This is a genomic window from Psychrosphaera aquimarina (assembly GCF_032461525.1).
Lineage (GTDB): Bacteria > Pseudomonadota > Gammaproteobacteria > Enterobacterales > Alteromonadaceae > Psychrosphaera > Psychrosphaera aquimarina.
The window spans coordinates 762,078-773,181 of record NZ_JAWCUA010000010.1; the positions used below are offsets into that span (position 1 = coordinate 762,078).

9 protein-coding genes and 4 tRNA genes are annotated in these 11,104 nt (G+C 38.2%); 6 read left to right on the top strand and 7 right to left on the bottom strand.

What is annotated here, in order from left to right:
- Window positions 1-112 precede the first annotated feature (112 nt).
- From RT723_RS15510 to RT723_RS15530, 5 genes are all read left to right on the top strand, one after another.
- Window positions 113-188 (top strand) — tRNA-Lys (locus tag RT723_RS15510).
- A gap of 16 nt (window positions 189-204) precedes the next feature.
- A tRNA-Lys gene (locus RT723_RS15515) sits at window positions 205-280 on the top strand.
- A 35-nt stretch (window positions 281-315) separates the two neighbouring features.
- Window positions 316-391, top strand: a tRNA-Lys gene (locus RT723_RS15520).
- A gap of 124 nt (window positions 392-515) precedes the next feature.
- Complete coding sequence (gene nadA, locus RT723_RS15525; RefSeq protein WP_315947993.1) at window positions 516-1,571, top strand: quinolinate synthase NadA; 1,056 nt, start codon at window positions 516-518, stop codon at window positions 1,569-1,571.
- Window positions 1,572-1,754: 183 nt separating this feature from the next.
- A tRNA-Ser gene (locus tag RT723_RS15530) sits at window positions 1,755-1,844 on the top strand.
- A gap of 93 nt (window positions 1,845-1,937) precedes the next feature.
- Here the strand turns inward: RT723_RS15530 and RT723_RS15535 are convergent.
- The 4 genes from RT723_RS15535 to RT723_RS15550 form a co-directional block, all read right to left on the bottom strand.
- Entirely contained in the window at window positions 1,938-2,711 is a 774-nt protein-coding gene (locus tag RT723_RS15535; RefSeq protein ID WP_315947995.1) for a GNAT family N-acetyltransferase, read from the bottom strand.
- A complete protein-coding gene (locus tag RT723_RS15540; RefSeq protein WP_315947996.1) occupies window positions 2,701-3,159 on the bottom strand; it encodes a DMT family transporter in 459 nt (152 codons plus the stop codon). The genes RT723_RS15535 and RT723_RS15540 overlap by 11 nt, the downstream gene beginning before the upstream one ends.
- A gap of 31 nt (window positions 3,160-3,190) precedes the next feature.
- Window positions 3,191-3,820: an NAD(P)H-dependent oxidoreductase gene (locus RT723_RS15545; protein ID WP_315947997.1), complete on the bottom strand. Its 630-nt coding sequence runs from the start codon at window positions 3,818-3,820 to the stop codon at window positions 3,191-3,193.
- A 142-nt stretch (window positions 3,821-3,962) separates the two neighbouring features.
- A complete protein-coding gene (locus RT723_RS15550) occupies window positions 3,963-4,559 on the bottom strand; it encodes a Crp/Fnr family transcriptional regulator (RefSeq protein ID WP_315947998.1) in 597 nt (198 codons plus the stop codon).
- A 269-nt stretch (window positions 4,560-4,828) separates the two neighbouring features.
- On the opposite strand from RT723_RS15550, the gene RT723_RS15555 reads away from it, so the two are divergent.
- Entirely contained in the window at window positions 4,829-6,211 is a 1,383-nt protein-coding gene (locus tag RT723_RS15555; protein ID WP_315947999.1) for an ATP-binding cassette domain-containing protein, read from the top strand.
- Between the two features lie 87 nt (window positions 6,212-6,298).
- Here RT723_RS15555 and katG read toward each other — a convergent pair whose 3' ends face one another.
- The 3 genes from katG to RT723_RS15570 form a co-directional block, all read right to left on the bottom strand.
- Window positions 6,299-8,494 (bottom strand): catalase/peroxidase HPI, encoded by a 2,196-nt coding sequence (gene katG / locus RT723_RS15560; protein ID WP_315948000.1) that lies wholly within the window; start codon window positions 8,492-8,494, stop codon window positions 6,299-6,301.
- A gap of 115 nt (window positions 8,495-8,609) precedes the next feature.
- Entirely contained in the window at window positions 8,610-9,500 is an 891-nt protein-coding gene (locus RT723_RS15565) for a patatin-like phospholipase family protein (protein WP_315948001.1), read from the bottom strand.
- Between the two features lie 214 nt (window positions 9,501-9,714).
- Entirely contained in the window at window positions 9,715-10,983 is a 1,269-nt protein-coding gene (locus RT723_RS15570) for a pectate lyase family protein (RefSeq protein ID WP_315948002.1), read from the bottom strand.
- Window positions 10,984-11,104: the final 121 nt, after the last annotated feature.

Consider the following 11,104-nt stretch of genomic DNA (forward strand, 5'->3'; position numbering starts at 1 on the left):
AGCTCGATAATTAAAATATTTGCTAAAATAACTTGCACAGTAAATTTAAATAAGTATTATATGCGCCCGCACCAACAGGAAGATTAATCTTCTAAATTGATGCGGATAGAGTGGGTCATTAGCTCAGTTGGTAGAGCAGTTGACTTTTAATCAATTGGTCGATGGTTCGAATCCATCATGACCCACCACTCTTTTTCCTGATATGGGTCATTAGCTCAGTTGGTAGAGCAGTTGACTTTTAATCAATTGGTCGATGGTTCGAATCCATCATGACCCACCATCAGACAAAAGAGTAACAAGTAAAAGTATTAAAGTGGGTCATTAGCTCAGTTGGTAGAGCAGTTGACTTTTAATCAATTGGTCGATGGTTCGAATCCATCATGACCCACCACTTTAATATCCCTCTTTAGTATGCAAAATCCCGTTATAAATTCACAACATCAAATTTGTTATCTCAAGTGACTTTTGAGAAATATCCGGTATAATCCCGCAAAATTTCAAAACATCTACACGCCATGAATCATATAGAAACTGTGCAACAAGAATATCCATTTCCTGCTAAACCAGCAGTGTTAAATGAAATTGAAAAACAAGAGTACAGAGATCGTATTAAATCTTTATTAAAAGAAAAAAATGCGGTGTTAGTTGCTCATTATTATACAGATCCTGAAATTCAAGCTTTAGCTGAAGAAACGGGCGGTTGTGTAGCAGATTCATTAGAAATGGCTCGATTTGGTAATCAGCACGCCGCAGATACATTAATTGTAGCTGGCGTTAAGTTTATGGGTGAAACTGCTAAAATCTTAACACCAGAAAAAACGGTGTTAATGCCAACATTAGAAGCGACGTGTTCTTTAGATTTAGGTTGCCCAATTAAAGAGTTTTCTGAGTTTTGTGACCAACACCCTGATCATACAGTTGTAGTATATGCTAATACATCTGCCGCGGTTAAAGCTCGAGCGGATTGGGTGGTGACATCCAGTATTGCTTTAGACGTTATTGAATACATTGATGCGCAAGGTAAACCAATTATATGGGGTCCAGATCGTCATTTAGGCGGGTATATTAATAAACAAACTGGCGCTGACATGTTGTTATGGAACGGTGAGTGTATCGTCCATGATGAGTTCTCAGCAAAAGCGTTGTTAGATCTTAAAAATGTCTACCCTGATGCAGCAATCTTAGTTCACCCAGAATCTCCAGCATCGGTTGTTGAACTTGCTGATGCTGTTGGCTCAACATCACAGTTAATAGCTGCATCGACAAAAATGGAAAACGATACCTTTATTGTTGCCACAGACCGAGGTATCTTTTATAAGATGCAGCAAGCGAACCCTGAAAAAACCTTTATTGAAGCTCCAACGGGCGGTAACGGTGCAACGTGTAAAAGTTGTGCTCATTGTCCTTGGATGGCAATGAACGGCTTAAAAGCGATAGAAGAAGCACTTACTGATGCAACAGGGCATGAAGTCTTTGTTGCTGAAACGTTAGCTGAGCAAGCAATGAAGCCGTTAACTAAAATGCTTAACTTTGCCGCTGACGCTAAAGTAACCGTAAAAGGCAATGCGTAAGGAATATAGCTACGAGTATGTAGTGTCGAGTAATGAGATGCGAGCTCCGTGAAAAAAATGGTGTTAGCGTTGAGTTAGAGTGAAATATAACCAGTTGTTTAGACAGGTTAGATTTCTTCTTGTTATTAGCGCCGTAATTCAATATTATGGCGCCGCTTATTAAATCCTATTAATAAGCATTGCGGAGAGGTGGCTGAGTGGCTGAAGGCGCACGCCTGGAAAGTGTGTTTAGGGTAAAACCTAACGAGGGTTCGAATCCCTCTCTCTCCGCCATTTCAAAGCTTCTGTATTTTATATCCCTTATATCCAACTATCATTTAACCTCATATATCTTGTTTTATTAGCATTTAAATACGAATTCAGTACTTACTCTTTAATATAACTCCTAATTAAAAATTGTGTTTTAAAACCCAACTTATCATAGAGGGGTTTACCGGCTTTTGATGCTTGTAAAACAATGGAAGACGCGCCCCATGTTTTGCATAAGTAAATTAACTCTAGCATTAACAAACGTGCTATCCCTTTTCCTTGAAATTCGGTCGATACACCAACTTGATGCACCCCGATTATATTTTCCGTTTTATATAATAGGCCAGTCGCTACAGCTTGTTCATTGTAATAGGCCAAGTAGAACTGCATGTTTGGGTCATCAATTAAATTTGCAATCACGGACAGTTCAATTTTATAACCAAAGGCTTTACTAGCAATCGTAACCCACAAGTTAATTTCGGCAATCTTGTTGATCCTTTTAACAATAAAGTGGGGTTGTGATTGTTCAATGATCGATGAGCTAAATTTTTCGCGTGGTAAATACATCGCGGTTTGTTCAAGCTGACATTGCCAGTTGTGATTTATTAGATGTGTTTCTAATGGATTTTGATTTGTGATCCTCGGATTAATTTTATTTCCGTCAAATATTGGCCATACCGATAATATGGTTGATTTTTCCAATTTTGTTAACCAAGCATGATCATCCGAGCAGGTGTCGCTTTCTATCCAGCAGCGATGAGGCCAGCCATTGTTTATATGAATAGTCGATGAATAAGTGTTCGTTAAGCTTGTTTTTTGTTGCAGCTCGTTTGCACCGTATTTTTTCCATAATTGAGTAAGGTTAAAAATATTAGCTAGATCAATGTGCATATCCAGACTCCGAATTGATTAATAAAACGCTGATGATCAACAATGCAGCCCCAACTAATTTTTCAAAATTGATTGGTTTTTCAGGGAAGTTAAACCAACCGAAATGGCTGATTAACATGGCAAATAATATTTGACCTGCTAATGCAAAGGACATCATCGAGCCAACGCCAATTTTGGGAATTAAATAATAAAATACACCAACGCCAAATGCACTTAACATACCTCCGGTAAACCAAAGGTAAGTTGGAACGGCCTTAATATCTATTATGTTTGGGTATTGATTGCTGTTAGAAAACATAGCGGACACTGTAAAAATAAAAGCAACCAAAAAGGCGATGCTCGTGCCCAACATCGAATTTTTAAGTAATACGCCAAGTTGAGCATTCATTGTCGCTTGTACTGCAATAGCGGCCCCTGCAGTAAATGCAAGTAAGTATAAAATATTCATAATAACGCTCCGTCATCCATTGTGGATCCAATTAGCTTTTAAAGATCATCAGCTCATCAAAAGCGAACCTTACTTTTGGCATTGCGGCTTGTGCGTCGTCTTGGCTACGATAACCAATAGGGCAAATGACGGAGGCTGTTAGTCCTTCACTTTCTAACGCAAGAATGGAATCGTATTTTGTTGTGTCAAAACCAGTCATCGGGCAAGTGTCTATTTTCATTGCGGCTGCACAAGTTATAAAATTGCCCAGTGCTATATACGCTTGTTGATGCGCCCACTGCTGTTTTTGTTCATCGCTTTTTTGCTTTAATGCCATTTTCATATGATTGGCATACGGGGCTAATTGCTCAGACGTTGAATTGGTTATTTGATTATGTTTTGTAATATAGCGGTCAACGGTTGCATTACCTATTTCAGTTTGAGCTGCAAATATAATTAAGTGTGAACTATTTGCTACTTTATCTTGCCCGTATGAATAAGGCACTAGTTGCTGCCGGATAACGGCGGACTCAATAACGATTATTTTATAAGGCTGTAATCCATAAGAAGAAGCACTTAAACGAGTTAACTCTAGCAGTGTGTTTAGGTTCTGCTGTGAAACTTTTTGTTCGGAAAACTGTTTGACTGAATAGCGCCACTGTAATGCGTTTTCTAATTCCATCTTATACCTTCTTTATTTTGTTGTGTTAAATGCTCGGTAGTAAAGCCGAGAGGGCTTAACGACTCAGCGAAGAAACGCATATTAAAGAGGGCTTAAGTGAAACTCATTTACATAGGTTGATATTTAGATAAATAAGCAGAAGTTAAATGTTTTTTCTAATTCGACTTAATTGGGTAGGGGTAATACCTAGATGAGAGGCTATATGGTATTGCGGTAATCGATGGACAAGGTTGGAGTATTGTTCAACAAATTGTAAATAACGAGCTGTGGCATCACGTTGTACGATTTCTATTTCGCGTGCTTCTTTCGCTAATACCCAGTTTTTTTCTAAGTAATAGATTTGAAATAGTTTTAATTCGTGATTTTCAACAAGAAGTTTCCGATAGGCTTTAAAATCTATTTCAATAATTAATGAATCTTCCAACGCCTCACAAGCTAACATAGATGGTGTTGATGTTAGCAAAGCGGTCATTGAACCTGGGAACATGCCTTCATCAAAAAATACTTTGTTGTACTCATTGCCTTTTTCATCAAAAGTAAAGCCTCGGATTAAGCCCTGATAAAGGTACGCATAAGAAGTAGGAACTTTATCCAGGTGATAAAGCGTCTGCTGTTTATTAATCGATCTCAATTTACAAATCGCTTTAAACTCAGACCAAGTATTATAACTGATTGGTGCGTATGACGTAAGAGAAGCTCTTAAAGCGTTAAACGCAGAATTTATCTCAATCTCAGACATATAACATTATATTTAACCTAAAAATCAATGATATCGGTATGCTTTAACAAAATACAGCCTTTAGTGAAAAGATAAACAGGCAGTGAATAACAAGTAAAAGTCGAGTTAATAAAACGTTGTAATTTTATTATTCACTTTCTATTAAAGATTAGGGGGAATAAGGGGAGTAGCCCAATTTCTACAATTATTAGTTGCGATTAACTCAATGCAATAAAATATATTGTAGGTATCCTTGTTTTATTTTCTAGGTTGAACAAGCTACTTTTCTTATGTTATCAATTCAAGCGTTAGAGCACCCCAAAATCCAAGTGAAACAATGGACATTAACGCTAGGTGAGTCCTGTGCGGTATTAGGTCGAAATGGTGCTGGTAAGCAATATCTTGATATGATTTTGACTGGAGAGTTAACGACACAAATAAATGCTGATACGCTTATTCTGCCAGACGTGAATGACGTTGCTCTCATTTCTCATGAATCCATTGTAGCTGTTTATGAACATGAATTATCAATAGAACAAACCGATATGACGGATGAATTTGACTTTGGCACGCCGGTAAAAGAATTTTTACCTAAACACGAATTGAACAATGACATTATTGATAGATTTAACCTTAGGCATCGTTTAGACACTGGGTTTCGGTTGTTGAGTTCCGGAGAGGGGCGAAAGTTATTCATTATTAAAGCCCTGCTGGAAAAGAAAAAGTTACTTGTATTGGATAACCCATTTGATGAGCTTGATCTGCAATCTAGAGCCGATTTAGCCCAGCAGTTAAGTCAGTTATCAGGTATGGGCATATCCGTTATTTTTATGCTCAATAATCCAGTGGATATTCCTGTTTGGGTTACAAATTTGATGTTACTTCAAACAGGAAAACTTTTGTCATTATCTCATTTAACTGAACGTGAACAACAAACGACGCTAGAGCAGGCGTTTTCGGTAACCGATCTGGATGAGGCATTTATAAAAAACAACTTTCAATCTCAAACTCTTGAGTTAAATCCTTTAGTGAAAATAATAGAAGCTACGGTAACGTTAAGTCGAAAAGTTATTTTCGAAAACCTAAGTTTAACCATTTTACCAGATCAGCATACATTAATTATTGGTCCTAATGGTTGTGGTAAATCAACCTTGTTAGGGCTTATAACTGGGGATAATCCACAATGTTATAGTAACAATGTTACCGTAATGGGTTATAAACGTGGATCAGGGGAATCCATCTGGGATGTGAAAAAACACTTAGGGATAGTGAGTCCGGATTTACATAGGAACTACCGGGTAAATAGTTCGGTTTTGACCATTGTCCTTTCGGGATTCAAAGATTCAATTGGCTTGTATTCACAAGTGACCAGCCTACAAAAACAAGTGGCTATTGACTGGATAAAACAGTTTGATTTATTTAATAAAGCTAACGAACCATGGCAGTCATTAAGTTATGGGGAACAACGATTAGTCTTAATTGCCAGAGCACTAGTTAAACAGCCTAAATTATTGGTACTTGATGAGCCTACCCAAGGACTAGATCAAGCAAATCGATCGCTAATCCTTCAGTATTTAACAAAGATCGCAGAACTAAAAGTGTCAACCATAGTAATGGTAAGTCATCGTGTCGATGAGCATTTACCTTTGTTCTCACAAGTTATTAAGTTTTAATGGCTGTTATCGTCGTTAGATTAAGTGCATAAAAAACCGAGCTTACCGCTCGGTTTTTAATCAAATAAAAGTAGTGTTATCTGCTAATTAAGCTAAGTCAAACCTGTCCAAGTTCATTACTTTTGTCCAAGCTTTGACAAAGTCTTCAACAAATTTCACTTTCGCATCGTCACTGGCGTAAACTTCAGCGATGGCTCTTAATTCAGAGTTTGAACCAAAGGCTAAATCAACGCTCGTTGCAGTCCATTTTTCTGAACCTGTTTGTCTATCAAGCCCAATAAAGTGAAAACGTTTATCGGCTTTTTGCCATTTTGTATTCATGTCTAATAAGTTAACAAAATAGTCATTGTTTAAAATACCAACTTGCTCAGTCAACACGCCTAAATTATTATCTTGATAGTTTATTTTCATTGTTCTTAACCCACCAACAAGCACAGTCATTTCTGGCGGAGTTAAGGTTAACAATTGAGCTTTATCTAATAACAGTTCCTCCGGCGATATTGATGAAGCCGCAGTAATGTAATTACGAAAACCATCCACTTTAGGTTCTAACACTGCAAATGAATCCGCATCTGTTTGCTCTGTACTTGCATCAGTTCGGCCAGCACTAAATGGCACAACCACGTCTACACCGGCCGCTTTTGCCGCTTGTTCTACAGCGTAATTACCGGCAATTACAATTAAATCAGCAAGAGATACTTGTTTATTGTTTTGTTTAGCATTAAATGTACTTTGAATTGTCTCAAGCGTGTTCAAAACGGATTCTAGTTGTTCAGGTTGATTCACTTCCCAGTTTTTTTGTGGAGCTAATCGTATACGAGCACCATTAGCGCCACCACGTTTGTCTGAATTTCTGTATGTAGATGCAGAAGACCATGCGGTATAAGCCATTTCAGAGACAGTTAAGCCTGAATCTGTTAATGCTTGTTTAAGTAAGGAAATGTCATTGTCATCAATAAGTTGATAATTCACTACAGGTACAGGGTCTTGCCAAATTAACTCTTCCTCAGGTACTTCTTCCCCTAATAAGCAAGTCTTTGGCCCCATATCTCGGTGTGTTAATTTAAACCAAGCTCGAGCAAATGCATCGGAAAATAACTCAGGGTTAGCATGAAAACGTTTTGAAATAGTGGCATAACTTGGATCCATTCGTAACGCCATATCTGCGGTGGTCATGATAGTGGTTACTTTTTTAGATTGATCATGCGCGCTTGGGGCTAAATGTTCGCTATTCGGATTAACTGGAACCCATTGCCATGCACCTGCTGGGCTTTTCACTAAATCCCAGTCATAACCAAATAATACATCAAAGTAGCCCATATCCCACTTTGTTGGGTTCGCTGTCCAGGCACCTTCAATACCACTGGTAATCGTGTCATCACCACTTCCCGAACCGTGTGAGCTGATCCAGCCAAGTCCCATATTTTCAAGTGGTGCAGCCTCTGGCTCTGGGCCAACATGTGCCGCATCACCCGCCCCGTGGCATTTACCAAACGTGTGACCTCCAGCAATAAGAGCAACCGTTTCTTCATCATCCATTGCCATACGAGCAAAAGTTTCTCTAATATCTTTAGCCGAGGCAAGGGCACTTGGTTCACCATTAGGTCCTTCTGGGTTTACATAAATCAATCCCATCTCTACCGCTGCTAATGGGTTTTCTAGATCACGCTCTCCAGTATAACGTTTGTCCGTTAACCATTCTTTTTCTGCGCCCCAATAAATATCTTCTTCTGGGTGCCAAACGTCTTCACGTCCACCGCCAAATCCAAAGGTTTTTAAGCCCATAGACTCTATCGCACAGTTACCTGCAAGGATCATTAAATCAGCCCAAGATATATGTTTGCCGTACTTTTGTTTTATTGGCCATAACAAACGTCTGGCTTTATCTAAGTTGCCATTATCAGGCCAGCTGTTTAATGGTGCAAAGCGTTGTGTGCCTGTTGATGCACCACCTCGTCCATCGGACGTTCTATAGGTTCCGGCACTATGCCAAGCCATTCGAATAAAAAGTGGACCATAATGGCCATAATCAGCTGGCCACCAATCTTGCGAGTCGGTCATTAGTTCATACAAATCACGTTTTATCTGTTTTAAATCTAACTGATTAAATGCGGTTGCGTAATCAAAGTCATGAGCCATTGGATCAGACTTAGTGTCGTTTTGACGTAGTATTTTTACGTTTAACTGTTCAGGCCACCAATCCATATTTTTTGTGCCGTGGCCACCCACTTGTGTATTACTACCATGGCCAAAAGGGCATTTACCGTTAGTATTGTTTTCCATTTTTTTATCCCCTTAAAGGAATTACTGATAATGTTTGTTTATCAAAGATAGTTGAGAGTGTGTCATTTACTAATTTGTAAAATCGATTGCGTAATGCATAAAAATAAATGACGGTTTAATGTGTGACTAAGTTAGTTGAATGTTGCTCAATAAAGGCTTTGCCTAGTTCAAGACCATGTTTGTAATCATGAATAATCTCTTGTTGTGAACTGCCTAAAACCTTTGTTTTTAAAGGTTTTGTTGGCCTTATTGCCATTACTTTTACACCTATGGGAGGCGTTTGAATAAATTGTTCCGCTTGTCTGTAGGTTGTTTCATGTTTATCTAACAATTTAATAAATTGAGGGCAGTGGTTTTCTCTGCACAATAGGGGTTTTAATTGTTTAACCGGTTTAGGTATAACCTCTTTGGTCTCGTCACTTGTCCTAATGACTAATATATTGTGAGCACCAAGCTGATAGGCCTCATGAACTGGAATAGGCGCGGTAACGCCTCCGTCGACTAAGTCTTTTGACTTATATAAATATGGAATAGCGCTAGAGTGTTTTAATGCGTTTTGCCAGCCATCCTCAACGGGATCAATTAACTCTGTGGTCAGCTTGGTCAAATTAGCCGCAGCAAAACGCACTTTGCGATTCACCGCGTTTATGTCTGCCTGAACATAGTCAAATAGGTATCTGCTTTTTTGGGTTTGTTCAAAGTACCAATCAAGATCCATCACATTGTTATTACTAAATACACGCCATGGATTAAAAAACTGGATATTACGAGTTAAGTCGTTGATCAAGCTGTAGGCATAACCCGTTTGGTTACTTATGTAACTCGCTACATTTTGAGCTCCTGCGGATGTGCCCACTAAAATTTCGAAGGGATTAAACTTTGCCACTTGCCAATAATCTAAAACGCCAGCAGTAAAAGCACCACGTTGTCCACCGCCTTCGGCAACAAGTGCTAATCCAGGTATTGGTGTTGTATTGTTTAATGTGCCTACTTCTGCTGTTTTCATGATATACCCTACAAGTTCATTCTTGGCTTAATAATCAAAGACCACTGTGATACCTTGGGTAAATACTATTATCTGAGGTAGGTTTAGTAAATTTGAAAAAAGTTAAGAGTATGTTCTATTTAATTGAATAATAAATAACAAAAGGAAGGGAGTTGTTTAGCCCTACTTGTCTTCCTTCGCAAGGCTAAATGTTTATTTGGTATAACCATTAAACTTATGACTTGCTTTGAAACTCCATGTGGTATTTTGCAATTGATTCAATTTGCTGTTTTTCATGATCAAGAATGCCCGAACTGAGTTTATGACCTGCTAATGAACTTTCAATTTGTTCAAATACTTGTTGATCTACCGAGTCATGAAATTTGCCACTTTTAGTTTTAAAAGCGCCTACATTTCTTTCATCAATAAGTTGTTTATAGGCAACTTGTGCAGTTAAAGGAGTGGTAAGTAATAAACTGTTCTTGCCAAGTTTTATCGGTTTGTCACTGAATAAACTTGGCACAGAGTTTCCTGCTATTTTCTTTTTATTTTTGTCACGCAATATAACACCTAACAAGTTATCGTCTTGCCAGTTCTTACCTTGGTAATAATTGCCATGAATATAGGCTTGTGGATCCGCTATTTTATCACTAAACCAAAGGTCTAACATGCGCTTTGCTTTTGTGTCAGGCCCTGGTAAATAATAATTGTTAACTAGGCTGAATCGGCCATTTTCACTACCATAGACTGAATTACTGCCCCAGTTGTAAATAATGTTATTGACCAATTCTACGTATTCTTCTTCAGCAGAGTAGGGCGATTTTAAACGGTGCCCATTTAATCTAGGCGTACGACTCATATGATTAGCCACTAAGTTATTGATAAAAGATGCATTACGCCCGCCCCAAATACCGCCGTATCCGTGATCACCTTTTGGGTGGATAGATTTGTTTAAACTGTTGGAGATAATGGAATTTTGCAAGGTGAAGTTAGTATTGTTATATAAACTTGCCGTTTCGTCTGTGCCCCAGCTAATTGAACAGTGGTCAATAATGACATTGTGGCTATTGCGTACTGTTAGCGCGTCATCAGCATAACCATATGTGCCTAACCTAAAACGTAAATGTTGAATAATAACTTCATTGGCCGACACACTAAAAGGGGCGCCAACTATGGCTACACCATTTGGAGAGGTTTGGCCTTGAATTGTAATATGACCAGTATTTATTTTAAGTGGCTTTGTTAATTGGATTATTCCAGAAACGGCAAACTGAATAATTCTAACTTTCTTTTGTTTAATTGCATGACGTAAGGTGCCTTGTTGCTCAGAGTCCGATAATGAAGTAACCGTATAAATTTCGCCTCCTTGCCCACCTTTAGTCTGTTGACCAAAACCTAAAGCACCTTCAAATGCGGGGTCTTGAGCATGACTAAATAGAGAGAAAACAAAAGAAAAAAGTAGAATTAATGCGCTGTAAATAAATTGTTTAGTACCTCTAGTCATGATCTTTTCTCTTATGTAATCAATGGAATTGTCCCTGAAAAATATATATTGACAAACTAATTAACATAATGCTAGTTTTTTATGCCACCGGTGGCAAAATATAATAATAAAGTATAAATAT

What these genes read in the sequence shown, in the direction of transcription:
- nadA (WP_315947993.1), top strand. Translation starts at nt 516, where the DNA reads ATGAATCATATAGAAACTGTGCAACAAGAATATCCATTTCCTGCTAAA.
- RT723_RS15535 (WP_315947995.1), bottom strand. Translation starts at nt 2,711, where the DNA reads ATGCACATTGATCTAGCTAATATTTTTAACCTTACTCAATTATGGAAA.
- RT723_RS15540 (WP_315947996.1), bottom strand. Translation starts at nt 3,159, where the DNA reads ATGAATATTTTATACTTACTTGCATTTACTGCAGGGGCCGCTATTGCA.
- RT723_RS15545 (WP_315947997.1), bottom strand. Translation starts at nt 3,820, where the DNA reads ATGGAATTAGAAAACGCATTACAGTGGCGCTATTCAGTCAAACAGTTT.
- RT723_RS15550 (WP_315947998.1), bottom strand. Translation starts at nt 4,559, where the DNA reads ATGTCTGAGATTGAGATAAATTCTGCGTTTAACGCTTTAAGAGCTTCT.
- RT723_RS15555 (WP_315947999.1), top strand. Translation starts at nt 4,829, where the DNA reads ATGTTATCAATTCAAGCGTTAGAGCACCCCAAAATCCAAGTGAAACAA.
- katG (WP_315948000.1), bottom strand. Translation starts at nt 8,494, where the DNA reads ATGGAAAACAATACTAACGGTAAATGCCCTTTTGGCCATGGTAGTAAT.
- RT723_RS15565 (WP_315948001.1), bottom strand. Translation starts at nt 9,500, where the DNA reads ATGAAAACAGCAGAAGTAGGCACATTAAACAATACAACACCAATACCT.
- RT723_RS15570 (WP_315948002.1), bottom strand. Translation starts at nt 10,983, where the DNA reads ATGACTAGAGGTACTAAACAATTTATTTACAGCGCATTAATTCTACTT.